At 66.5% G+C, this 23,180-nt stretch carries 23 protein-coding genes; 21 read left to right on the top strand and 2 right to left on the bottom strand.

The features are described 5' to 3' along the window. The 8 genes from nuoK to JHC99_RS08480 all read left to right on the top strand — a co-directional run. The coding region (gene nuoK / locus JHC99_RS08515; protein ID WP_292153359.1) for an NADH-quinone oxidoreductase subunit NuoK at positions 1–249 on the top strand (249 nt) is incomplete at its 5' end. An 8-nt stretch (positions 250–257) separates the two neighbouring features. Then, a complete protein-coding gene (gene nuoL / locus JHC99_RS08510) occupies positions 258–2,345 on the top strand; it encodes an NADH-quinone oxidoreductase subunit L (protein WP_292153362.1) in 2,088 nt (695 codons plus the stop codon). Between the two features lie 2 nt (positions 2,346–2,347). Beyond that, positions 2,348–3,832, top strand: a complete 1,485-nt coding sequence (locus JHC99_RS08505) for an NADH-quinone oxidoreductase subunit M (protein ID WP_292153358.1) — start codon at positions 2,348–2,350, stop codon at positions 3,830–3,832. A gap of 9 nt (positions 3,833–3,841) precedes the next feature. Next, positions 3,842–5,287, top strand: a complete 1,446-nt coding sequence (nuoN, locus tag JHC99_RS08500) for an NADH-quinone oxidoreductase subunit NuoN (protein WP_292153356.1) — start codon at positions 3,842–3,844, stop codon at positions 5,285–5,287. A gap of 1 nt (position 5,288) precedes the next feature. After that, a complete protein-coding gene (locus JHC99_RS08495) occupies positions 5,289–6,056 on the top strand; it encodes a biotin--[acetyl-CoA-carboxylase] ligase (protein WP_292153354.1) in 768 nt (255 codons plus the stop codon). Next, the gene (locus JHC99_RS08490; protein WP_292153361.1) at positions 6,053–6,829 is read left to right on the top strand and encodes a type III pantothenate kinase; all 777 of its coding nucleotides are present in this window, start codon (positions 6,053–6,055) and stop codon (positions 6,827–6,829) included. Before JHC99_RS08495 ends, JHC99_RS08490 begins: the two co-directional genes overlap by 4 nt. Beyond that, on the top strand, positions 6,830–8,521 hold the full coding sequence (locus JHC99_RS08485) for a ribonuclease J (protein ID WP_292153353.1): 1,692 nt from the start codon (positions 6,830–6,832) through the stop codon (positions 8,519–8,521). Positions 8,522–8,614: 93 nt separating this feature from the next. Beyond that, on the top strand, positions 8,615–8,866 hold the full coding sequence (locus JHC99_RS08480; RefSeq protein WP_292153351.1) for a DUF1467 family protein: 252 nt from the start codon (positions 8,615–8,617) through the stop codon (positions 8,864–8,866). A 33-nt stretch (positions 8,867–8,899) separates the two neighbouring features. Here JHC99_RS08480 and JHC99_RS08475 read toward each other — a convergent pair whose 3' ends face one another. Continuing rightward, entirely contained in the window at positions 8,900–9,139 is a 240-nt protein-coding gene (locus tag JHC99_RS08475; RefSeq protein WP_292153349.1) for a DUF2188 domain-containing protein, read from the bottom strand. 158 nt (positions 9,140–9,297) lie between these two features. Here JHC99_RS08475 and JHC99_RS08470 point away from each other — a divergent pair, with 158 nt between their 5' ends. The 13 genes from JHC99_RS08470 to JHC99_RS08410 all read left to right on the top strand — a co-directional run bounded on the left by JHC99_RS08470 (position 9,298) and on the right by JHC99_RS08410 (position 19,804). Then, positions 9,298–9,708: a hypothetical protein gene (locus JHC99_RS08470; RefSeq protein ID WP_292153348.1), complete on the top strand. Its 411-nt coding sequence runs from the start codon at positions 9,298–9,300 to the stop codon at positions 9,706–9,708. Positions 9,709–9,732: 24 nt separating this feature from the next. Continuing rightward, a complete protein-coding gene (locus tag JHC99_RS08465) occupies positions 9,733–10,263 on the top strand; it encodes an RNA polymerase sigma factor (RefSeq protein ID WP_292153346.1) in 531 nt (176 codons plus the stop codon). Continuing rightward, on the top strand, positions 10,253–10,591 hold the full coding sequence (locus tag JHC99_RS08460; protein ID WP_292153344.1) for a hypothetical protein: 339 nt from the start codon (positions 10,253–10,255) through the stop codon (positions 10,589–10,591). Before JHC99_RS08465 ends, JHC99_RS08460 begins: the two co-directional genes overlap by 11 nt. A 112-nt stretch (positions 10,592–10,703) precedes the next feature. Continuing rightward, positions 10,704–11,090 carry a DUF6249 domain-containing protein gene (locus JHC99_RS08455; RefSeq protein ID WP_292153342.1) on the top strand — a complete coding sequence of 129 codons (387 nt, stop codon included), beginning with the start codon at positions 10,704–10,706 and terminating at the stop codon, positions 11,088–11,090. A 29-nt stretch (positions 11,091–11,119) separates the two neighbouring features. Next, entirely contained in the window at positions 11,120–11,677 is a 558-nt protein-coding gene (locus JHC99_RS08450) for a sigma-70 family RNA polymerase sigma factor (protein WP_292153340.1), read from the top strand. After that, positions 11,667–12,080 carry a hypothetical protein gene (locus tag JHC99_RS08445; RefSeq protein WP_292153338.1) on the top strand — a complete coding sequence of 138 codons (414 nt, stop codon included), beginning with the start codon at positions 11,667–11,669 and terminating at the stop codon, positions 12,078–12,080. Before JHC99_RS08450 ends, JHC99_RS08445 begins: the two co-directional genes overlap by 11 nt. A 182-nt stretch (positions 12,081–12,262) precedes the next feature. Then, on the top strand, positions 12,263–13,099 hold the full coding sequence (gene panB, locus JHC99_RS08440) for a 3-methyl-2-oxobutanoate hydroxymethyltransferase (RefSeq protein ID WP_292153336.1): 837 nt from the start codon (positions 12,263–12,265) through the stop codon (positions 13,097–13,099). Positions 13,100–13,206: 107 nt separating this feature from the next. Then, positions 13,207–13,986 (top strand): tetratricopeptide repeat protein, encoded by a 780-nt coding sequence (locus JHC99_RS08435; RefSeq protein ID WP_292153335.1) that lies wholly within the window; start codon positions 13,207–13,209, stop codon positions 13,984–13,986. A gap of 29 nt (positions 13,987–14,015) precedes the next feature. Then, positions 14,016–15,467, top strand: coding sequence for a PQQ-binding-like beta-propeller repeat protein (locus JHC99_RS08430; protein WP_292153333.1), 1,452 nt, complete (start codon positions 14,016–14,018; stop codon positions 15,465–15,467). A gap of 32 nt (positions 15,468–15,499) precedes the next feature. Then, on the top strand, positions 15,500–17,113 hold the full coding sequence (gene der, locus JHC99_RS08425) for a ribosome biogenesis GTPase Der (RefSeq protein WP_292153331.1): 1,614 nt from the start codon (positions 15,500–15,502) through the stop codon (positions 17,111–17,113). A gap of 106 nt (positions 17,114–17,219) precedes the next feature. Next, positions 17,220–17,789, top strand: coding sequence for an elongation factor P (efp, locus tag JHC99_RS08420; protein ID WP_292153330.1), 570 nt, complete (start codon positions 17,220–17,222; stop codon positions 17,787–17,789). A 103-nt stretch (positions 17,790–17,892) separates the two neighbouring features. Further along, on the top strand, positions 17,893–18,699 hold the full coding sequence (locus tag JHC99_RS08415; protein WP_292153329.1) for an inositol monophosphatase family protein: 807 nt from the start codon (positions 17,893–17,895) through the stop codon (positions 18,697–18,699). A 67-nt stretch (positions 18,700–18,766) separates the two neighbouring features. Next, positions 18,767–19,804, top strand: coding sequence for a glycerophosphodiester phosphodiesterase (locus tag JHC99_RS08410; RefSeq protein ID WP_292153327.1), 1,038 nt, complete (start codon positions 18,767–18,769; stop codon positions 19,802–19,804). A 3-nt stretch (positions 19,805–19,807) separates the two neighbouring features. Here JHC99_RS08410 and JHC99_RS08405 read toward each other — a convergent pair whose 3' ends face one another. Next, positions 19,808–23,068, bottom strand: coding sequence for a S41 family peptidase (locus JHC99_RS08405; protein ID WP_292153325.1), 3,261 nt, complete (start codon positions 23,066–23,068; stop codon positions 19,808–19,810). Positions 23,069–23,180: the final 112 nt, after the last annotated feature.

The following is a 23,180-nucleotide window of genomic DNA, read 5'->3' as shown; positions in this document are numbered from 1 at the left end:
TTCGGCATCTTCGTGAACCGCAAGAACGTGATCGTCATCCTGATGTCGATCGAGCTCATCCTGCTGGCCGTGAACATCAATTTCGTCGCTTTCTCGGCCTATCTGCACGACGTGCAGGGGCAGATCATGGCGATGTTCGTCCTGACGGTCGCCGCCGCCGAGGCCGCGGTTGGCCTGGCCATCCTGGTGACCTTCTTCCGCAACCGTGGCGACATCGCCGTGGATGATGCTTCCGTGATGAAGGGCTGATCGTGGACCTGCACCTGCTCGTCACCCTCGGCGTCTTCACCCCGCTGCTTGGCGCCGCCATCGTCGGCTTCTTCGGCCGCCGTCTGGGCGACATCGTCTCCCAGACCATCACGACCGGTCTGCTGTTCTTCAGTTGCGCCGTCGCCTGGATCATCTTCGGATCCTGGACCTGGGGCGGGCTGGAGGCCTTCACCGTCCAGCTCGCGCCCTTCATCACCGTGGGCGACTTCCAGTCGGTCTGGTCGATCCGGGTCGACGCCCTGTCGGCGACCATGCTGGTCGTGGTGACCAGCGTGTCCTCGCTCGTCCACCTGTACAGCTGGGGATACATGGCCGAGGACGACTCGCGGCCGCGCTTCTTCGCCTATCTGTCCCTGTTCACCTTCGCCATGCTGGCGCTCGTCACCGCTGCCGACTTCATGCAGCTGTTCTTCGGCTGGGAAGGGGTGGGGCTGGCGTCCTATCTGCTGATCGGTTTCTGGTACAAGAAGCCCACGGCCTCAGCCGCCGCCATCAAGGCCTTCGTCGTCAACCGCGTCGGCGACTTCGGCTTCGCGCTCGGCATCATCACCGTCTTCTGGATGTTCGGCACGATCCAGTTCGCCGAACTGTTCCCGATGATCGCGGCCAAGGCCGGCACGACCTGGAACTTCATCGGCCATGACTGGTCGGCGATCGATCTGGCGGCCCTGCTCCTGTTCATCGGCGCTATGGGCAAGTCGGCGCAGTTCTTCCTGCACACCTGGCTGCCAGACGCCATGGAAGGCCCGACGCCGGTGTCGGCCCTGATCCACGCGGCGACCATGGTCACGGCCGGCGTGTACATGGTGTGCCTGCTGAGCCCGATCTTCGAATACGCCCCGACGGCCTCGCTGATCGTGGCAATCACGGGCGCAATCACGGCCATCTTCGCAGCCACTGTCGGCATGATGCAGAACGACATCAAGCGGGTGATCGCCTATTCGACCTGTTCGCAGCTGGGCTACATGTTCTTCGCGGCGGGCGTCGGCGTCTACGAGTCCGCCATGTTCCACCTGTTCACCCACGCCTTCTTCAAGGCCCTGCTGTTCCTGGGCGCCGGTTCGGTGATCCACGGCATGCATCACGAGCAGGACATGCGGAAGATGGGCGGGCTGTGGAAGCTGCTGCCCGTCACCTACGCCGTCATGGTCATCGGCACGATCGCCATCACCGGCCTGGGCCTGCCCGGCGTCGGCGGGTTCGCGGGCTTCTATTCCAAGGATTCGATCATCGAGAGCGCCTGGGCTGCGGCCACAAGCGGTCATTCGCCCGCGGGTTATTTCGCTTTCTTCATCGGCATATCGGCGGCCCTGCTGACCAGCTACTATTCGTGGCGGCTGATTTTCATGACCTTCCACAACAAGCCGGTGTGGAAGGACGAACATGCGCACGACGACCATCATGCGCACGACGATCACGCGGCTCATCCGGCGCAGCTCGAAACCCATTCCGAGCCTGAGGCCCACGATGAGCATGCGCACGACGATCACGCGCATCACGGCCCGCTGAAGCCGCATGAGAGTCCGTGGGTCATGCTGGTTCCGCTGATCGCGCTGTCGGTCGGTGCCGTGTTCGCCGGTCTGGTCTTCGCGCCCTATTTCATCGGCCATCACGAGCACGACTTCTGGCGCGGCGCGATCTTCACGGGCGAGGACAACCACGTCCTGCACGAGAGCCACGATGTCCCGACCTGGGTAAAGTGGTCGCCGTTGATCGTCACCCTGCTGGGCGCGGCGGTCGCCTTCTGGATCTATGTCGTTCGCGAAGGTCTGGCCAAGCGCTGGGCCGACGGCAAGTCGCCGGTCTGGGCCTTCCTGTACAACAAATGGTATTTCGACGAGCTGTATGACGCCGTCTTCGTCAAGGGTGCCAAGGCTCTGGGCGACCTGTTCTGGAAGATCGGCGACGTCAAGCTGATCGACGGTCTGGGTCCGAACGGCGCGGCCTGGGCGTCGCTCAAGTCGGCCGCGCGGCTGGCCAGGGTCCAGTCCGGCTATGTCTATCACTACGCGTTCGTGATGTTGATCGGGGTAGCCGGTCTGCTCGCCTTCGCCCTCTATGCGTTCGGAGCGTGACCGTGCCCGCTATTCTGAGCATCGTCACCTTCCTGCCGCTGGTGGGTGCCGCGATCCTGCTGATCGCCCGCCTGACGGCGAAGTCGGCCGACGCCGCAGCCCCGGCCGCACGCTGGATCGCCCTGGTCACCACCCTGGCGACGCTGGCCGTCTCGGTCGTGCTGACGGGCACTTTCGACCAGTCGAACCCCGGCTATCAGTTCATCGAGCAGCACGCCTGGTTCGCGGGTGCCAGCTATCACCTCGGCGTCGACGGGATCTCGATCCTGTTCGTGTTGCTGACCGCCTTCCTGCTGCCGATCTGTATCGTGGCGAGCTGGAAGTCGATCGAGACGCGCGTCGTCGAATACATGATCGCGTTCCTGGTGCTGGAGACGCTGGTGATCGGCGTGTTCACCTCCCTGGACCTGTTCCTGTTCTACATTTTCTTCGAAGGCACACTGGTGCCGATGTTCCTGATCATCGGCATCTGGGGCGGGGCGAACCGGATCTACGCCTCGTACAAATTCTTTCTCTACACCCTGCTGGGGTCCGTCCTGATGCTGCTGGCCATGCTGTGGATGGCCTATGATGCTGGCACGACCAGCATCCCGGCGCTCAAGGAACACGTCTTCGATCCGCGTTATCAGCCCCTTCTGTGGCTGGCCTTCTTCGCCTCGTTCGCGGTCAAGATGCCGATGTGGCCGGTCCACACCTGGCTGCCCGACGCCCACGTCCAGGCGCCGACGGCGGGTTCGGTGATCCTGGCCGGTATCCTGCTGAAGCTCGGCGGTTACGGTTTCATCCTGTTCAACGTGCCGATGTTCCCGGTCGCGTCGCAGATGTTCCAGCCCCTGGTCCTGACCCTGTCGGTCATCGCCGTGGTCTATACGTCGCTGGTCGCTTTCCGGCAGACGGACATCAAGAAGCTGATCGCCTACTCGTCGGTCGCCCACATGGGCTTCGTGACCATGGGCATCTTCGCCGGCAACGCTCAAGGCATGCAGGGCGCGGTGTTCCAGATGCTGAGCCACGGCCTGATCTCGGGCGCGCTCTTCCTGTGCGTCGGCGTCGTCTACGACCGGATGCACACGCGCGAGATCGCCTTCTACGGCGGCCTGACCCAGCGGATGCCCTGGTATGCGGCGATCTTTCTGATGTTCACCATGGCGAATGTCGGCCTGCCGGGGACGTCGGGCTTCGTCGGCGAAATTCTGACCATGACGGGTGCCTATCAGGCCTCGACCTGGGCGGCCTTCGTGGCGGCGAGCGGTGTGATCCTGTCGGCGGTCTATGCCCTGACCCTGTATCGCAACGTCATGTTCGGCGAGATCAAGAACCCGGCCCTGACCACGATCACCGACATCGACAAGCGAGAGCTGCTGATCTTCGTTCCCCTGATCGTGGGAACGATCTGGCTGGGCGTGCAGCCGGACCTGGTGCTGAACTATACCGCCGCTTCCGTGGACGCCGTCGTCGGTGCCTACACTGCCGCGACGGGCGGGTGAGAGACTTGAATGCCTGATATCTTCACCGCAATGCACCTGGCCGCGCCCGAGCTGACGCTCGCGATCGGCGCACTCGTCCTGCTCGTGCTGGGTGCCTTCATTGGCGAGAAGTCGGCGCGGCTGATCTCGATCCTGTCGGTCGCCCTGCTCATTGCCGGGGCTGCCGTCGCCGCCAATGGCCCGCTGGGCGCGGCGTTCAACGGGGCCTATGTCGCCGACCCCCTGGCGGTCTATGCCAAGGTCCTGATCTATCTGGCCTCTGCCATCGCCGTCGTGCTCGGCGGCGGCTGGATGCAGCGGACGCGGATCGCCCGCTTCGAGTTCCCGATCCTGATCGTCCTGGCCTCGGTCGGGATGAGCATGATGGCGTCGTCGGGCGACCTGATCTCGCTCTATGTGGGCATCGAACTGCATTCGCTGGCCCTGTATGTGCTCGCAGCCTTCCACCGCGACGACCTCAAGGCGTCCGAGGCGGGCCTCAAGTATTTCGTCCTGGGCGCTCTCTCGTCGGGTCTGCTGCTGTACGGCGCCAGCCTGATCTACGGCTTCACCGGCTCGATGCGGTTCGAGGATATCGCCGTCGTGGCCGCACAGGGCGAGGTCGGTCCCGGCCTGATCTTCGGCCTGGTCTTCCTGATCTGCGGTCTGGCGTTCAAGGTCTCCGCCGCGCCCTTCCACATGTGGACGCCTGACGTCTACGAGGGCGCGCCGACGCCGGTCGTGGCCCTGTTCGCCACCGCGCCCAAGGTCGCGGCCATGGTGCTGATCGCGCGGACGCTCATGGGACCGTTCGGAGGGATCCACGACCAGTGGGCCCAGGTGCTGGTGCTGATCGCCCTGATCTCGTTCGCGATCGGGTCGTTCGGGGGCCTGGTCCAGAAGGACATCCAGCGGCTATTGGCCTATTCGTCGATCGTAAACATCGGATACGCCCTGCTGGGCATCACGGCCGGGACCACGGTCGGCCTTCAAGCCATGCTGATGTTCATGACCCTGTACGTGATCGACCAGTTCGGCTTCTTCGCCATCCTGCTCAGCCTGTCCAAGGGCGGGCGGCCGATCCGCCGGATTGCCGACCTGGCCGGGCTCAAGCAGGACCGGCCGGTGACCGCCATCGCCATCACCGTGCTGTCGCTGTCGGTGCTGGGGATGCCGCCGTTCGCGGGCTTCTGGTCGAAATACTATGTCTTCGGCGCTGCGGCCCAGGAGGGCTACTGGATGGTCGGCGCCGCCGGTCTCGTCGCCTCGGTCGTGGCCGCCTTTTACTATCTGCGGATCATCAAGCTGATGTGGTTCGACGCGCCGGTGGATGCCGTTGCGACAGATCCCGCCCCGGTCGAGGCCAAGGTCATCGGCTGGGCCGCCGCTGCCTTTTCCTTCCCGCTGGTGATCGTGGCCCTGATCTGGCTCGAGCCCCTGACCAAGGCCGCCTCCGTGGGCTTCGGGGCCGGGTGAGGTGGCGCAAGCCCCCTCGATCCTGATCCTCGAAGACGTCGATTCCACCAATGCGGAGGCGCGGCGACGCGCCGAGGCCGGCCAGACCGAACCGCTGTGGATCGTCGCGCGGCGTCAGGGTGAGGGCAGGGGGCGTCGCGGTCGCGAATGGGTGTCGGAGACCGGCAACCTGTACGCCACGCTTCTGACCACCACCCGCAAGGCCCCGGCCGAGGCGGCCCAGATCACGTTTGTCGCGGCTCTGGCGGTCGCCGACCTGATCTGCAGCTTCGTGCCGGCTCCGCTGGTCACGATCAAATGGCCCAACGACGTGATGATAGAGGCCGACAAGGCCGCCGGCATCCTGGTCGAGTCGGGGGCGCACGAGATGGGCGGCCTTTGGCTGGCGGTCGGGATCGGCGTCAATCTGGCGCATGCGCCGTCGGGCACCGAACGCCCCGCGACGGCGATCGGCGGCCATCTGAAGGGCGAGGTGCGCGCCGCGCCCACCGTCGCCGAAGCGATCGAGGTCCTGGCGCACCATTTCGCGATCTGGATGGACCGCTGGGATACGCTCGGGTTTCAGCCAATCCTCGATGCCTGGGTGGCTCGCAGCCGAGGCCTGGATCAGGGCTGCACCGCACGCCTGGGCCATGAAACGGTCTCAGGGATCGCCGATGGGGTCGCGGCGGACGGTTCTCTGCGCCTGAAGCTGGCCGACGGCTCGATGCGGCTGATCTCGGCCGGTGACGTCTTCTTTGGCTCGGACATCCCCGGAAAGGCCGCCTGATGCTGCTCGCGATCGAACAGGGCAACACCAACACCATGTTCGCCGTCCACAACGACGTCGAATGGATCGCCCAGTGGCGCACGGCGACCGAGGCCAACCGCACCGCCGACGAATACGCCGTCTGGCTGACCCAGTTGCTGCATATGAACGGCCTGGGGTTCGAGGATCTGGACGGCTGCATCATCTCCAGCGTCGTGCCACAGTCGATCTTCAACCTGCGGAACCTGGCGCGGCGTTACATGAACGTCGAGCCGCTGATCGTCGGCGAGAACGCCAAATTGGGCATCGAGGTGAGGATCACCAAGCCGACCGAGGCGGGGGCTGACCGTCTGGTCAACGCCATCGGAGCGCATCTCACCTATCCCGGCGACCTGCTCTTGATCGACAGCGGCACCGCCACCACATTCGACGTCGTGGCCGCCGACGGTGCCTTCGAGGGCGGCCTGATCGCGCCGGGCATCAACCTTTCCCTTCACGCGCTGCACGAGGCCGCCGCCAAGCTTCCGCGCATCGCCATCCAGAAGCCCGAACGGGTCATCGGCAAGGACACGGTCCAGGCCATGCAGTCCGGGGTCTTCTGGGGATACATCGCCCTCATCGAGGGGCTGGTGGACCGCATCAAGGCCGAGTGGGGCGCGCCCATGACGGTGATCGGCACCGGCGGCGTCGCCTCCCTGTTCGAGGGCGCCACGACAAGCATCGACCGGTTCGATCCGGATTTGACCATCCGCGGCCTGCTGGAAATCTGGCGCCGCAACGACACGAAAGACTGAATGAAAAAGCCCAATTCCAAAAACACAGGCAACGACGAACTCGTCTTCCTGCCGCTCGGCGGCTCCAACGAGATCGGCATGAACCTGAACTGCTACGGCTATGGACCGGAGCATGCGCGCGAGTGGATCATCGCCGACGTCGGCGTGACCTTCGGCGATCCGTCCACGCCCGGCATCGATGTGATCGTGCCCGATCCGTCCTTCCTCGAAGGCGAGAAGATTCGCGGCATCGTCCTGACCCACGCGCACGAGGACCATATCGGCGCCCTCGGCTGGCTATGGACCCGGATGAAGGCGCCGCTCTATGCGACCCCGTTCACCGCCTATCTGATCCGGGAGAAGCTGCGCGAGGCCGGCATCCTGAACCAGGTGCGGATCATCGAGGTGCCGCTGAACGGCAACATCGATCTGGGTCCGTTCCAGGTCCAGATGATCACCATGACCCATTCGATCGCCGAGCCGAACGGCCTGGCGATCCGCACGCCGCTGGGCACCGTGTTCCACACCGGCGACTGGAAGATCGACGACGGCCCCGTGGTCGGCGAGGTTACCGACGCCGCCGCCATCACCGCGCTCGGCGACGAGGGCGTGCTGGCCATGGTGTGCGACAGCACCAACGTCTTCTCCGAAGGCTATGCCGGGTCCGAGACGGGCGTGGCCGAGGAACTGGACACCCTGATCGGCAGTCTGAAGCACGGCCGGATCGCGGTCGGCTGCTTCGCCTCCAACGTCGCCCGCATGGACAGCGTGATCCGGGCCGCCGAGAAGCACGGCCGCCGCATCTTCCTGGCCGGACGGTCGATGAACCGCATCACCGCCGCCGCCAAACACGTCGGCATGCTGTCGGACATCAAGAAATTCCTGTCCGACGACGAGGCCCGTCACTGGCCCGCCGACGAGATCCTGTACCTCTGCACCGGCAGCCAGGGCGAACAGAACGCGGCCCTGGCCCGCGTCGCCTCGGGCACCCACCCGACGGTGAAGCTGGGACGCGGCGACCACTGCATCTTCTCGGCCCGTGTGATCCCCGGCAACGAGTTGTCGATCGGGCGGCTTCAGGACCGTCTCGCCGAGCGTGGGGTGAGGCTCTACACCGAGAAGGATCACCCGGGCATCCACGTCTCGGGCCACCCCTGCCGCGCCGAACTGCGCCAGATGTACGCCTGGGCCCGCCCGACGATCGCGATTCCGACGCACGGGATGCGCCGCCACATCGCCGAGCACGCCCTGCTGGCCACCGAACTGGGCGTGCCCCAGACGGTGACGCCCCGGAACGGCGACATGGTCCGCATCGCCCCGGGCCCGGCCGTCATCATCGACGAGGTGCCCAACGGCCGTCTGTTCGTCGACGGCGGGATGCTGGTCCCCGAGATGGGCGAGGCCCTGCGCGAGCGACGTCACGCCTCGACCAACGGCATCCTGGTCGTCAGCTTCGCCATGGACCGGAACGGCAAGATCGTCTCCGACATCGACGTGCGAGGCATCGGCCTGCCCGGTGACGACGAAAACCCTCTGGGCGACGCGCTGGACGACCTGGCCGAGCGCGCCGAACAGGCCGTCAACAGCCTGAAGGGCGAGGCCCGTTTCGACGACACCGCCGTCGAGATGGCCGTCGGCCGCGTGCTCAAGAAGGGCTCGCAACAGATCTGGGACCGCCGCCCGATCGTCGAGACCGTCATCTTGCGCCTCTGATCCGCACACGGTGTCGCAGGACACCCGGGTGACGCTGGCCCACGTCCGGAAACGGGCGTAGGGCTGGCGCGCTCATTTTCAGGACACGCCCCGATGCCCATCGGCCCGATCACGATGATCGCCATCTACATCACTGTCTGGTGGACGGTGCTGTTCGCCGTCCTGCCCATCGGCATGGCCCAGCAGGATCAGTCGCCGCCGACCGACGGCTCGCAGTGGGGCGCTCCGGCCGATCCCAAGCTGAAGAAGAAGTTCCTCACCACGACCTGGGTCTCGGCCATTGTCTGGGCACTCATCATGGTGACCATCTGGACCGGCTGGCTGCCCTTGCCCCGGCTGGGATAGAATTCTTCTCCCCCTTGGGGGTTGAGGTGGTGCCTACCCTTCCACGCTCGTGTCGGGTCGGTCATGGCCGTCGGCGCGTTCGGTGATCCATTCGCCGTCGGCGTCCGCATATTCGATGAAGGCGGTGCGGTCGGCGACGCGCTGTTCCCCGGCGGCGCGGACGGCGGCGGCGCGGGCGGCATCGTGGCTGGAGAAGGTTTCCGAGAAGGTGTCCTCCAGTTTGTAGGCCCAGCCGCCGTCATGTTCGACGATGCGATAGGTAACGTGGGTCATGAGGAGTTCCTGCTCTTGAGGCCCATAGGCTACCCTCATGTGGCGCGGTGGGAAACCTTCGCCCTACGAAGTGATCGGTACCTGCATCCACCGGGCAGGTCGGCGACGACTACCCTGTGAACGGCGGGGCGATGGGCCTCGGCCAAGGGATTGAGACGATGGAAGACCTGTTTCACGGCTATTGGTGGCTGCTGTTTCCGCTGGGCTGGTTCGTCATCCAGGCCTTCACCAGCATGATGAATTATTTCCGGCACAAGGACGTGCTGAAGACGATCAAATCCTATGCCGACCAGGGCCGCGAGCCTCCGGAAGCCCTGCTGCAACAGCTGGAGCGCAACGAAAGCACCGAGCGCTGGAACAACGGCGAAGGCTGCGGCACGCGCAACGGGTCCGGCAATGTGTTCTCGACCGTGCTCTTCGGGGTCATGGCCCTGGGCTTCGGCTATGCGGCGGCGACAAACATGATGGGGGCGGGCGAAGCCTTCCTGGTGGTCGCCTTCGTGATGGGGGCTCTGTTCGCGGCCTTTCTGGTCTCGACGCTCGTCGGCCGACGCCGCGACCCCTCGTGACGGGGCCGGTCGTCGGTGGGGGGGATGATGACGGACGCAGAGCTCGTCCGGGCGGCTCGCGCTGGGTCGGACACGGCCTTCGCGCGGCTGGTCGAGCGGCATCAGGCCCCGGTGCGCGGGTTCCTGAGGCGGACGCTGGGCGGCGGCTGGACCGAGGCGGACGACGTGGCGCAGGAGACGTTTCTGGCCGCTTGGGCCGCCCTGGGGCGGTTGAAGGATTCGGACGGGGTGCGGTCCTGGCTGCGCGGCATCGCCTGGAGGAAGGCGCAGGACCGCATCCGGTCGGCCCGGCGTTCGGCGGCGCGAGACCACGCCTGGCTGGACGAGGCGGAGACACCGGCCGGCGTCTCGGCCGAGGACCGGATCGCGATGGCCGCCGCGATGGCCGACCTGGCCCCCGACGTCCGGGCCTGCGTGGCCCTGTGTCTCGCCGACGGATTTTCCCACGGCGAGGCGGCGGAAATCCTGGGCTTGCCGTTGGGCACCGTGAAGTCGCATGTTGCGCGGGGTCGGGCGCGGCTCCTGAAAGCGCTCGGAGGATCCGATGACGCCTGAACAGAAACTGGCCCTGATGCTGGCCGCGGACACGCCGGTTACACCGGACCGGGTCTTCGTCGCCGAGGTCGCGCGGCGGATCGCGCTGCGCCGCGCGATCATGACGGTTCTGGCCCTCGTCCCCTGGGCGGTGGCGGCGGCAGCCCTGCTGTGGGCCCTGCGTCCGGCGGTGGCAAAGCTGTCCGGTGAACTGGCTTCCATCCTCGTTCTGGCCCTCGGGCCGGGTGTGGCCACGGTGGCTCTGGCAGGCGCTGCTCTTGCGGGGGCCCTGTTGCTGGATCCGGGCCTGAGGCGGCAGGTTGGGCGGGTCGCGTTCGGGTCACGCTGAACCTTACGAAAGTTTCACGGCCCAGCTTGCATCCGCCAGAGCCCGTCGCGGCCTCTTGTCATCATAAGGCCGGGGCATCAGGCGTCGGCCGGGACATCAAAGGGGTTACACCATGGAAGAGTTCATCCCGATCGCCTTCTTCGCCATGATCGCGGGGATCGTCATCGTTCCCGGCTATCTCAAGCACCGGGAGCGCAAGGAGATGCAGGCGACCCTGCGCGCCTCGATCGACAAGGGTCAGCCCTTGCCGACGGAAATCATCGAGGCCCTGTCGAAGGAAAGCGTCAAGGCTCCCGCCTCCGCATCTCGCGACCTTCGGGTCGGGGTGATCCTTCTGGCCGTCAGCATCGGCGTGGCCATGTTCGGCTATGCCTTCACCTTCATCAGCGGCTTCGAGGAGTCCAAGGTGTCGGTGCCGATCATGGGTCTGTCCGCCATCCCCGGCATGGTCGGGCTGGCCTTCATTATCCTCAGCGTCTTCAACAAGAACAAGGACTGAGCCCGGTCTGAGACAGGGGGAAAGCTGTCATGACCAAACCTCTGCACGACCTCCACGATGTCGAGCTCGCCGCCCTTGCGGCGGCGGGCGGACGTCGCGAGTTCGGCGAGCTGGTGCGGCGTCACGGTTCGGCCGTGCGAGCCCTGCTGCGTCGGATGGGGGCCCAGGCCTCCGAGGCCGATGACGTCGCCCAGGACGCCTTCCTGACCGCCTTCCAGCGGTCGGCCGAGTTCCGGGGCGAAGGCACATTCGCGGCCTGGGTCAAGCGCATCGCGGCGCGTCAGTACCTGAAACGCAAGTCCAGGGATGCCCGCTATGTTTCCGAGATCGAGAGCGAGGAAATGGCCCCGGCTGTCGATACGCCCGGTCTGGTCGATCTGGACGAAGCGCTGAAATCGCTCAGCGAAACGGAACGCCTATGCGTTTCCCTGTGTCACGGGGCGGGAATGTCCCACCCCGAAATCGCGGCCGCCATGAATCTGCCGCTCGGTACGGTGAAGTCTCATGTCAAACGTGGTCTGGATAAACTCCGCGCCCGGCTCACGCCGGAACCGGCTCAGTACGGGAGGGCGGCTCATGTCGTCTGACGAGTTCGATCCCATGATCGAGCGGCTGTTCGCCAGAACGCCGCAGATGCCCGACGCGTCCCTGTTCGCCGCCGATGTCGAGGCGAAGCTGGCCTCCGGCTCACGGGTCAGGACCTTGGCGCTGACGGTGGCGGGTCTGGTCGGCGGCTGTATCGCGGTGCGCGAATCGCTCAACCTGGACTTCACCCTTTCGCCTGCGGGCGCATCAGGTCGGGCCCTGGGCCAGGGGCTACAGAACGTCAGCGCCGATGCGGGCGGGGCGATCCAGGGCTTGCTGGACCAGATGGGTCTGGCCGATCTGGCCCTCGGGACTATGGGCGGGATGCAGCTGTTCTGGATCGCCACTGGTGCCCTCGTCGCCCTGGCCGCCGCTGGAGTGGTGAAGCTTTCGCAGGAGACTTGATTTTTCGTACCCGCTCATCACGGCGACCCGAAGGGCGGCGCGGAGCCGTCAAAGCCGGGACCCAGTTCTTGATTTGAGCACGGCGACCGGGATCGAAATCATTTCCCTCGCGGCCCGTCCGATCGCCCAAAGCACTGGGTCCCGGCTTTCGCCGGGATGAGCGGAAGTGGTAGAGGCCTGCCATGTCCTCCCAAACCCAACCCACTCTCAAGCGGACCACCGCCCCTGATATCCGGGCGAGAAAGGGCGGCGAGCCGATCGTCGTCCTGACCGCCTATGACGCGCCGACCGCCGCCATCATGGACCCGCACTGCGACGTCCTGCTGGTCGGCGACAGCGTGGGCATGGCGGTTCACGGCATGACCTCCACGGTCGGCGTGACCCTGGAGATGATGATCCTGCATGGTCAGGCCGTGATGCGCGGTGCCAAACGGGCCATGGTCGTCATCGACATGCCCTTCGGCAGCTATGAGGCGGGCATGGAGACGGCCTATGCCAACGCCGTGCGGGTCATGAAGGAAACCGGGGCCCAGGCGATCAAGCTTGAGAGCGGCCCGACCGCGCCTGCCACAATCGAATACCTGGTCCAGCGCGGTATCCCGGTCATGGGCCATGTCGGCCTGCTGCCTCAGTCGATCAATATCGACGGATCGTTCAAGGCCAAGGGTCGCGACGAGGCCGAGCGCGCCCGTATCCTGCAATCGGCCCATGACACCGCGAATGCCGGCGCCTTTTCGGTCGTCATCGAAGGCGTCGCCGAGAGCCTGGCCCGCGAGATCACCGAGGCGATCGACAAACCCACGATCGGCATCGGTGCCTCGGCCGCCTGTGACGGTCAGGTGCTGGTGACGCCCGACATGCTGGGCCTGTTCGACTGGACGCCGAAATTCGTGCGGAAATACGCCGATCTGCGCGGCGAAATCGACCGGGCGGTGGCCGGATACGCCGCCGATGTGCGCGCCCGCCGTTTTCCTGCCGAAGTCGAGACCTACTTCTCCAAAAAGCCGGCTTCGCCGTAGCGCCTTCCTTCGACGGGAGAGTCGTTGCGGGGAGGGGAGCGAGCCTCTAGGGTCCGCGCCGATTGGCTATCTGCGTATCTGGCCGGCGATTTGGGGCGACGTTTTTCGTGGTTGATGTCTTTGAAGAGGTCGAGGAGGAGCTTCGCTCCGCCCGTTACGCGCGTCTCGCCCGCACCTGGCTGCCCATCGTGGGCGGCCTTCTGCTGCTGGCCCTGATCGCGGCCCTGGCCTGGTGGGGCTGGGATTCGTACCAGAACTCACAGGCCGACAAGGCGTCGCTGGCCTATGAGCGCGGCGTCGAGGCGCTGTCGTCGGGCAACAACGCAGGGGCCAAGGCCGCGTTCGAGGAATCGGCCAAGGTCGGCAACGGCGCCTACAAGGCCCTGGCCCTGCAGCAGCAGGCCGGTCTGGCAGAGGCCGCGAACAACCCCACCGAAGCCATCCGGCTGTTCGACGAGGCCGCCAAGGCCTCCGGCGATCCGATCCTGGCCGATGTGGCGCGCCTGAAGGCCGCCTATCTGGTCATGGATACCACTGCGCCGCTCGCCGACATCGAGGCGCGTTTGACGCCCCTCGCTGAGGAAGATCGTCCTCAGCGCCCGTTCGCCCAACTCGCGCTCGGCATGGCGCGCCTTCAGCACGGCAAGACCGCCGACGCCCGTTCGTCTTTCGTGCAGTTGACGCTGGGCCAGGACGTGCCTGACGCCGTACGCCAGCTGGCCCAGACGGCGATCGAAACCATCGATTCCGGTTCGGCCGTGAACATCGACGACATCACCAAGGCCCAGGCCGCCCTGCCGCCCGTGCCGCAGATGACGCCCGAGCAGATGCAGATGCAGGCCGCGATGGCCCAAGCCGCACAACAGCAGCAGGCACCCGCCCAGTGACCACCGCGACCCCCTCGACCGGAGTGCGAATGCCCGCCCTGAACCGCCCCGTCCTCAAGCGTCTTGCGAAAGTCGCCCTCGTCGGCGGCGTGGCGCTGAGCGTCGCCTCCTGTGCGGCCCAGCGGGCGATGCTGCCGTTCGGTCTCGGCGGCAAGGAAGAGAACACCGCGATCGCCACCGAGGGCCAGCGTATCTCGGTCCTGGAGTTCGAGCAGCAGCTGGCGCCGTCCGCCGCACTGTCGGGCCGCGACTTCTTCCTGCCGGGGCCCCAGGCCGCGACCGCCTGGCCCGTGCCCGGCGGCACGATCGAGAACTCGGTCGAACACGTCATCGCCGCGCCCGAGTTCGCCGTCGCCTGGAAGCGCGACATCGGCGCGGGCTCGTCCAAGACCAGCCAGGTCATGGCCCCCATCGTCGCCGACGGCGGCAAGGTCTTTGTGCTGGATGGCGATTCGACCGTCACGGCCGTGGATTCCGGCTCGGGCGAGATCCTGTGGAAGCATAACGTCAAGCCGGACGAGCGCGAGCGCGGTGGCGGCATCCTGGGCTTCGGCATCGGGCGTGGCGGCGGCCAGGTCTCCGGCGGCTTTGGCGGCGGCGTCGCCGTCGGCGGCGGCAAGGTCTTCGTGGCCTCGGGCTATCGCACCATGTCGGCGCTGGACGCCGCGACCGGCGCGGTGCTGTGGACCGTGCGCACCGACGTCCCCCTGCACGGCGCACCGACAGTCGCCGGTGCCCGTGTCTTCGTCGTCGACATCGATAACCAGATCATCGCCTTCGACACCGCCACGGGACAGCAGAGCTGGTCCTATCGCGGCATCGCCGAGCCGGCCCGGATCATGCGTGCGTCGTCTCCGGCGGTCAGCGGCGATACGGTGATCGCGCCGTTCTCGTCCGGGGAAGTCGTCGCCCTGCGCGCCTCCAATGGTCAGGCCGTCTGGAACCAGGTCCTGTCGCGCTCCAGCCGCACCAGCGCCCTGTCGGAAATCCGCGACATCGCGGGTCGCCCGGTCATTTCGCGCGGCTTTGTTTATGCGGTCAGCCACTCGGGCATGATGCAGGCCATGGACATCCGTTCGGGCCAGCCGAAGTGGAGCCTGCCGGTCGCCGGCGTCAACGCGCCCCTGCCGGCCGGGGACGTGGTCTATGTCGTTTCCAAGTCGGGCGAGCTGACCCTGGTCAACCGCGACACCGGCGGTGTCTACTGGACCAAGGATCTGAACGTCGGCCGGGTGCGCCAGGAAGGCGGTCTGTTCGGGTTCTTCGACCGCACCGTGCGTCCCGAATGGTCGGGCCCGATCCTGGCGTCCAACCGGCTGGTGCTGGTCAACTCGGACGGCGAGGCCGTGGCCTTTGACCCGAAGACGGGCCTCCAGACCGCCTCGATCAACCTGGGTGGCCCCGCCTATGTCGCGCCTGCGGCCTATAACGGTGCCCTCTACGTCCTGACGGACCGGGGCGAACTCGTCAGCATCCGCTGACGATCCCTGCTTTTTAAGTTAGAACCGCCGACATGGCATTGAAGGTCGCCATCGTCGGCCGCCCCAACGTGGGCAAGTCGACCCTGTTCAACAGGCTGGTAGGCAAGCGCCTGGCGCTCGTCGACGATCGCCCCGGCGTGACTCGCGACCGTCGCTATGCCGACGGCAACATCGGCGACATGGACCTGACGCTGATCGACACCGCCGGGTACGAGGACGTCAGCGACGACAGCCTGGAATCGCGGATGCGCGAACAAACCGAGCTGGCGCTGGAAGACGGCGACCTGATCCTGTTCATGATGGACGCGCGCGAGGGCGTGACCTCGCTGGACACCATCTTCGCCGACCGCCTGCGGAAACAGCACAAGCCCGTCATCCTGCTGGCCAATAAGTCCGAGAGCCGCGAATCGGGCGGCGGGGTCGGCGAAGCCTATGCGCTCGGCTTTGGTGAGCCGGTGGCCATCTCGGCCGAACACGGCGAGGGTATGGCCGATCTCTATGCCGCCATCGTCGCGGCCAGCGCCGACATCTTCATCGAAGAGGTCGACGAGCCCGACAAGCCGATCCGAATCGCCATCATCGGCCGTCCCAACGCCGGCAAGTCCACCCTGATCAACCGGCTGATCGGCGAGGACCGGATGCTGACGGGGCCGGAAGCGGGGATCACCCGCGATTCGATCTCGGTCGACTGGGAATACGAAGGCCACAACATCCGGCTGGTCGACACCGCCGGGATGCGGCGCAAGGCCCGGGTGCAGGAGAAGCTGGAGAAGCTGTCGGTCGCCGACACCATCCGCGCCATCAATTTCGCCGAGGTCGTCGTCCTGATGATGGACAAGGACAATGCCTTCGACGTCCAGGACCTGCAGCTCGCCGACCTGGTCGAGCGCGAGGGCCGGGCGATCGTCTATGTCGCGTCGAAATGGGACCTCGAGGAGGAGCCCCAGGCCAAGATGGCCGAGCTCAAGTCCCTGGCAGAGGAAAAGCTGTCGCAGCTGAAGGGCACGCCCTTCGTGGCCCTGTCGGCGCACTCGGGGCGCGGCGTCGAACGGCTGATGCCGGCGGTACTCAAGGCCTACGAGACCTGGTCGGTCAAGGTGAAGACCAAGGACCTCAACGACTGGTTGGCCCTGGCGACCCAGAGGCATCCGCCCCCCGCCGTGGACGGCAAGCGGATCAAGACCAAATACATGGCCCAGACCAAGGCCCGCCCGCCGACCTTCGTGCTGTTCGCCAGCCGCGGCGGGGCCTTGCCCGAGCATTACATCCGCTACCTGACAAACAGTCTGCGCGAGAGCTTTGACCTGCCGGGCACGCCGCTGCGGCTGACCGTCAAGGGCGGGTCGGAGAACCCCTATGCCTCGGGCGGTGCCAAGTCCGGCCCCGAACGCTACAAGGGCGACGCCAAGACCGCACCGCGCAAGGTCCGCAAGAAGGCCGAGGAAGAATCCCACCTGCCGGGCAAGGCGCTGGAGCAGAAGAAGACCCGCGTCGCCAAGCCGCGCGTCATCTCCGCCGTCAAGAACAGCGCCTCCAAGAAGGCCGGCTCCTCCGTCGCCATCCAGAAGGGTGCGCGAGGCGGGGCCCGTCAGGTGTCGCGCTCGGGCCGTGTCCGCACGGGTCAGAAGCACGTTCCGAAGAAGTAGTGCCTTTGGGCAGGGTGCCCACACGCCTTGCCCTTTCCAGCGCCGTCCTCTAGGGATCGCGCCCACTTTCGCCTGCCCCTCGGCGGCGTCCAGACCCAGTGATCCCATGGCGAAAATCAACGGCAACACCATCAAGCCCGGCATGGTGCTTCAGCACAACAACGGCCTGTGGGTCGTGACCAAGGCCAGCCACGTCAAACCCGGCAAGGGCGGTGCCTTCGCCAACGTCGAGGCCAAGAACCTGGAGACCGGCAACAAGCTGAACGAACGCTTCCGGTCGGAAGACAAGGTCGAGCGGGTCACCCTGGAACAGAAAGACTTCTCCTTCCTGTACGAACAGGGAGACGCCCTGGTGTTCATGGACGACGCCACCTACGAGCAGATCGAACTGCAGAAGGACTGGGTCGGCGAGGATTCGATCCCCTATCTCCAGGATGGCATGAAGGTCGTCATCGAGATGCACGACGATCGCCCCATCGGCCTCAACCTGCCCGACCAGGTCACCGTGACCGTCAGCGAGACCGAGCCGACCGTGAAGGGCCAGACGGCTTCGTCGTCCTACAAGCCCGCCATCGCCGACAACGGTGTGCGCATCATGATCCCGCCCTATATGTCGGCCGGCGAGCGCATCATCGTCGACACGACGACGGGCGAATACGTCCGCCGCGCGGAATAGTCCGTACCCCTCTTCACGACCGGAGGCGCATGTCGCGCCCCTGCCAACTTCTCCGACGGTCCGGGCGACAGCCTTTCAAGGACCGGCGGACCAGGAGAACCCCATGGCCCTCGCCTCCGCCCTCGTTTCCGTCATCATCGACGCGGTTCGCAAGACCGCCCGGCCCATGCTGCGCGACTTCGGCGAGGTCGCGCACCTGCAGGTGTCGCGAAAGGGCCCCGGCGATTTCGTCACGGCCGCCGACATGAAGGCCGAAGACACCCTCTATGAGCTGCTGATGAAGGCCCGCCCGGGCTACGGCTTCCTGGGCGAAGAGCGCGGCATGATGGAGGGGACGGACAAGTCCCACACCTGGATCGTCGATCCGATCGACGGAACCACCAACTTCATGCACGCCATGCCGCATTTCGCGATCACGGTCGGCCTGCAACGCTATGCGCCCGATGGATCGTCCGAGATCGTCGCGGGCGTCACCTACAACCCGATCATGAATGAGCTGTTCTGGGCCGAGAAAGGCAAGGGCTGCTATCTGAACGACCAGCGCATCCGCGTCGCCGGGCGTCGTGATCTGTCGGAAAGCCTGATCGGCACCGGCCTGCCCTTCATCGGCAAGACCGGCCATGCCCAGACCATCAAGGACATCCACGCCATCAGTCAGCGCACGGCCGGCATTCGTCGCCTGGGTTCGGCGGCGCTGGACTTCGCCTGGGTCGCCTGTGGTCGCTACGACGCCTATTTCGAGCGCAACCTGAAACCCTGGGACGTGGCGGCCGGCGTGCTGTTCGTCACTGAGGCGGGCGGAACCGTCACCACGATCGACAACGACGGTGATCCCAAGACGGGGTCGTCGGTGCTGGCGTCCAACACCGAACTACACCCGCAGCTCAGGAAGATCCTGCAAGCGACGTGATCCTTCGCCCGCCAGGGGTGATGGGAACGGTTCACGGTCCTGTCGCACCGTTGGCCTACCCAAGCTTATGATCCGCGCTATTCTGACCGCCCTTCTGCTGCTGACGGGGACTCCCGCCCTGGCCCACGAGCACCCCCTCGTTATCGCCCATCGCGGCGCTTCTGGTGAGCGGCCAGAGCACACCCGCGCCGCCTACGACCTCGCCATCGACCAGGGAGCGGACGTCATCGAGCCGGACCTCGTTATGTCGAAGGACGGCGTCCTGATCGTCCGGCACGAGAACGAGATCGGCGAAACGACCGACGTGGCCTCTTACCCGGACTTCGCCGATCGCCGAAGGACGACGACGATTGACGGCCAGTCGGTCACGGGCTGGTTCACCGAGGACTTCACGCTCGCCGAGTTGAAAACGCTTAGAGCCCGAGAACGCCTGCCCCAGTTTCGGCCAGGCAACGCCACGTTCGACGGCCGCGAACCGATCCTGACCTTTCAGGAGGTGATCGACATCGCCCGCGCCGGGTCCATCCGGGCGGGGCGAACGATCGGCGTGGCGCCCGAGCTCAAGCATCCGAGCCATTTCCGGGAGCTGGGTCTGGACATGGTCGCGTCGTTCGTCGCGGTGCTTCAGACCAATGATCTGACCGGCAAGGACGCGCCTGTACTGATCCAGTGCTTCGAGGTCGGGGCGCTTAAGGACCTGCGACAGGCCGGGGTCGCTGCGCCCCTGCTGCAGCTCATCGCCGCCGGTCAGGGCCCCGCCGATGTGCGGACCCTGGTCCAGACGGTCATGACTTCGCCGCCGGGACTGGCGGACATTGCGACCTACGCCGACTGGATCGGGGTCGAGACGACCCTGATCGAGCCGCGAGACGCGTCGGGTGCCGCCCAGCCGGCGACGTCTCTGATCGCAGACGCTCATGAGGCCGGGCTGAAGGTTGTCGGTTGGACCTTCCGGGCTGAGAACGTGTTCCTGCCGAAGGGCGATCGTCGCGGCGTCCTGTCCGCCCAGCACGGCGACCTGACCGGCCAGCTCAGGCGGCACTACGCCCTCGGGATCGACGCCGTGTTCAGCGACTTTCCCGCCATCGCCGTCGCCGCGCGCTGAGCCCTATTGCGTAGAGGTCGCGGCCGTGGACGGCCCGTTGAGCAGGACCGCCACCGCCGCATCGAGCTGGGCATCGACGCCCGCCCCGGTCTCGCCCAGGGGGCGTTCGACCGCGATGTCGACCGGGCGGGGGTTCATCTCCATGTCGTCGCCGGCGATGCCCTGGATGCGGGTTGAGGGTGTCCGCAGGGTCGAGCCGTCGATCAGGCGCTCGCCGCCGGTGAAGATGATCCAGCCCGCCGTCGGCTGGCCCACCACCTTGCCGAGGCCGAGCGCGCGGTACCCTTCGGTAAAGTCCTCGGCGTCCGACAGGGACGACTCATTGGTCACCAGCACCGTGGGGAGATCGAGCGCACGCTGCCCCAGGGCCTGACGTCCCGGCACCGAGAACAGGTCTCTTGGCGTCATGGTGAGGAAGTTGCGGCGCGAGAAGACGTCCAGGGCATAGCCGTTGACGAACCCGCCGTTGTTGTTGCGGATGTCGATGACCACGCCCTGTTTCGACTGGTTCTGGGCGTCCAGGTCCAGATAGAGCTGGTTCAGCGAGCCCTCGGACATGTCGGGGATGTGGACATAGCCAAGCCGCCCGCCGGAAACCCGCTCGACATAGGCGCGACGATTGTTGACCCACTGGCGATAGACCAGACCCGCAGCCGCCGAGGCGGACACGGGCCGAACCACGGCGTCGCGACGGCCCGTGGCACCCTCGATGCCGAGGACTGTGCGGCGGGCGACCTGGTTCTGGAGCAGGGCGTCGAGGTTGGTCGAAGGGGTGATGGCCGTCCCGTTGACCGAGACCAGCCGCTCGCCGGTCCTGATCGTGCCCTCAATGAAGGCGGGTCCCAGGGTGACGACTTCGCGGACGACCAGACCCCGCCCGGCCTCGAACGCCTCGCGGTCGTAACGCAGGCCGATGTCGCCGATGCGGTCCGAGCCGGGGCCGCCGGCGGGTCGGCCGATGCCGCTGTGCGAGGCGTTCAGCTCGCCGATCATCAGGCTGATGACCCGGCGCATCTCGTCGGAGGTGCGGGCTCCGGCGACATAGGGCTGGTACCGGGTGCGCAGAGCGGGCCAGTCCTGGCCGTTGAAGTTCGGGTCGAAGAAGATCTGGTTCAGGATGGTCCAGGCCTGATCGAAGACCGCCATCTTCTCGCGCGAGAAGTCGACCTCCATGGAGGCCGCGATGGCCGTTGCCTTCGGGCGTGGGTTGTCCAGCGGGCTGGAGGTGACAGTGCCGCCCTCCAGATAGACGAGGGTCTTGCCGTCCTTCGTCAGGGTGAAGTCGGCTTTTGGACGGGTCGTGGAGGTGATCTGCTGGGCCACCGGTGGTTCGGAGGCCAGTTCGTCGATGGAGTAGGAATACAGGTTCTGCTGGCCGCGCTCACTCGCGCGGAACACCAGGGTCTTGCCGTCGTCGCTGATGACCGGGGTGTCGGCGTTGAGGCCCAGTGGCAGGATGGTGGCTCGCTCGCGGATGCCCTCATAGACGATGGCGACCGAAGGCTTCGCCGGCTGGGTCGAGGGGCCGGGCGGGGTTGCTGGCGTCTCGCCCTCGGCCGGAGTGGTCTCTTCGGGCTTGGCGGGATCGAACAGGCCGCGGAACTGGTCCTCGCGGTATTTGGGTACGTTGGGCAGCAGGTCGACGCGGACGATACGGGAATCCTCGGTGCGCTGGGACGTGTCGAACAGGATGAATTTGCCGTCTGGCGACCAGGCGACGCCACCCAACTGTCCGTTGCCGAGGAAGGTGATCGGCCGGGCTTCTCCACCGGCGGCCCCGACGACGTGCAGGTTGGTGAAGGAGCGGCGGTCCACGACCGGGAAGGCGATGTTCAGTCCATCGGGGGACCAGACAGGGCGGGGACCGCGCTCGTCGGTGGCCAGGGCACCGGTGAACAGGACGCGATCCGTGGCGGGCTTGCCGGGCGCCGGCAGGGTCAGCAGGCGCAGTTCGCGGTTGTTGAGCACATAGACGGCCGACTTGCCGTCGGGCGACCAGGCCATGGCCGAGGCGATGCCGGGGCCGGTCAGGACGGTTTCGGTCAGGGCGGCGACGTCATAGCAGGCGACGACGCGGTCGAGGCCGCGCTCGGAGACGTACAGTAGCTTGCGCGAGTCGGGCGACCAGACGACCTCCCGCTCCGCGCCGACGGTGGTGGTGATGCGCTGGGCGGGGCCGCCGTCCTTCAGGGAGGCGGCGAACAGCTCGCCCCGGGCGATGACGGCCACCTTCTGGCCGTCGGGCGACAGGGCCATTCGGTCGAAGCTGGTCAGGGGCAGGATGCGCGACCCCTCGGCCGCCGGACCGCCGCGCAGGGTGATCGGCACGGCCGCCGCTTGGCCCGTCGCGGGGTCGAGACGCCAGATGCCGAAGTCCCGCTCGAACACGATGGCCGATCCGTCAGCGGCGATCGACGGATACAGGACGCGGCCTGACTTGAAGTCGGTGACGGCCTGGGCCGCGCCGCCGGCGGTGGGGATGCGCCACAGGTTCTCGGCGCCGGACTTGTCGCTCATGAAGTACAGGGTCTGGCCGTCGGGGGTCCACATCGGCCAGGCGTGGCGGGCGTCGTCGTCGAGCAGGCGGCGATAGGCCCCGTCCTGGGCCACGCCCTTCACCCAGATCTCGCTCTGGTCGATATGGGACGAGCCGTTGCGCCACCACTGGCCGTTCGAGAAACCCCGCGCCATCAGGGCGATCGACTGGCCGTCGGGGGAGGGGGCCGCCTGGAACTCGGACAGATACTGTTCGCGGCTGACCTCCAGCGGGGTGCCGCCGGTCGCCGCGACGCGGAAGATGTCGGGCTGGCGGCCGACGTCGTTGATGGCGGAGGCGAAGTAGAGCCATTTGCCGTCGGGCGACCAGGCGTCGAGCTCTTCGTTGGACTCGGCATAGGTGACGCGGGTCACGACGCCGGTCGTCAGGTTCAGGACATGGATGTTGGCCTGGCCGCCGCGCGTCGAGGTGAAGGCCAGGGACCGGCCGTCCGGCGAATACAGGGGTCGGCCTTCGGTCGCAGCGTCGGTGACCAGCAGGCGCGCGACACCGCCCGTAGCCTCGACCTCCCACACGTCACCGCCGGAGACGAAGGCGATCATGGAGCCGTCGGCGGACAGGGACGGTTCGGCGAGCGACTGGCGGGCCTCGACGGGAGCAGGTGCCACGTTCGTTGTCGGAGCCGCCGTCTGGGCCAGAGACAGGCTCGGGCCCACTGCGATCACACCCGCCATCGCCCACGCCGCCGCGCGCATCGTCCAGTTCATCCGCCCACCCTCTCGAAAGCCACGAAAGTCAGCTTCGCAGGCGGGGCGCGGAAGGCAAGACGGTCAGGCGGCCGTTGACCTAATAAAGACCTTCGAGGTCCTGGGCCGGGGC

This window comes from Brevundimonas sp. (assembly GCF_016463485.1).
Classification (GTDB): Bacteria; Pseudomonadota; Alphaproteobacteria; order Caulobacterales; family Caulobacteraceae; genus Brevundimonas.
The sequence above is the reverse complement of the archived record's forward strand: the minus strand, read 5'-3'. Positions and strand labels throughout refer to the sequence as shown.

Excerpts from the sequence above, each read along its gene's own strand:
- nuoN (WP_292153356.1), top strand. The coding sequence starts at position 3,842 with ATGCCTGATATCTTCACCGCAATGCACCTGGCCGCGCCCGAGCTGACG.
- JHC99_RS08485 (WP_292153353.1), top strand. The coding sequence starts at position 6,830 with ATGAAAAAGCCCAATTCCAAAAACACAGGCAACGACGAACTCGTCTTC.
- JHC99_RS08480 (WP_292153351.1), top strand. The coding sequence starts at position 8,615 with ATGCCCATCGGCCCGATCACGATGATCGCCATCTACATCACTGTCTGG.
- JHC99_RS08475 (WP_292153349.1), bottom strand. The coding sequence starts at position 9,139 with ATGACCCACGTTACCTATCGCATCGTCGAACATGACGGCGGCTGGGCC.
- JHC99_RS08470 (WP_292153348.1), top strand. The coding sequence starts at position 9,298 with ATGGAAGACCTGTTTCACGGCTATTGGTGGCTGCTGTTTCCGCTGGGC.
- JHC99_RS08465 (WP_292153346.1), top strand. The coding sequence starts at position 9,733 with ATGATGACGGACGCAGAGCTCGTCCGGGCGGCTCGCGCTGGGTCGGAC.
- JHC99_RS08460 (WP_292153344.1), top strand. The coding sequence starts at position 10,253 with ATGACGCCTGAACAGAAACTGGCCCTGATGCTGGCCGCGGACACGCCG.
- JHC99_RS08455 (WP_292153342.1), top strand. The coding sequence starts at position 10,704 with ATGGAAGAGTTCATCCCGATCGCCTTCTTCGCCATGATCGCGGGGATC.
- JHC99_RS08450 (WP_292153340.1), top strand. The coding sequence starts at position 11,120 with ATGACCAAACCTCTGCACGACCTCCACGATGTCGAGCTCGCCGCCCTT.
- JHC99_RS08445 (WP_292153338.1), top strand. The coding sequence starts at position 11,667 with ATGTCGTCTGACGAGTTCGATCCCATGATCGAGCGGCTGTTCGCCAGA.
- panB (WP_292153336.1), top strand. The coding sequence starts at position 12,263 with ATGTCCTCCCAAACCCAACCCACTCTCAAGCGGACCACCGCCCCTGAT.
- JHC99_RS08430 (WP_292153333.1), top strand. The coding sequence starts at position 14,016 with ATGCCCGCCCTGAACCGCCCCGTCCTCAAGCGTCTTGCGAAAGTCGCC.
- der (WP_292153331.1), top strand. The coding sequence starts at position 15,500 with ATGGCATTGAAGGTCGCCATCGTCGGCCGCCCCAACGTGGGCAAGTCG.
- efp (WP_292153330.1), top strand. The coding sequence starts at position 17,220 with ATGGCGAAAATCAACGGCAACACCATCAAGCCCGGCATGGTGCTTCAG.
- JHC99_RS08415 (WP_292153329.1), top strand. The coding sequence starts at position 17,893 with ATGGCCCTCGCCTCCGCCCTCGTTTCCGTCATCATCGACGCGGTTCGC.
- JHC99_RS08410 (WP_292153327.1), top strand. The coding sequence starts at position 18,767 with ATGATCCGCGCTATTCTGACCGCCCTTCTGCTGCTGACGGGGACTCCC.
- JHC99_RS08405 (WP_292153325.1), bottom strand. The coding sequence starts at position 23,068 with ATGAACTGGACGATGCGCGCGGCGGCGTGGGCGATGGCGGGTGTGATC.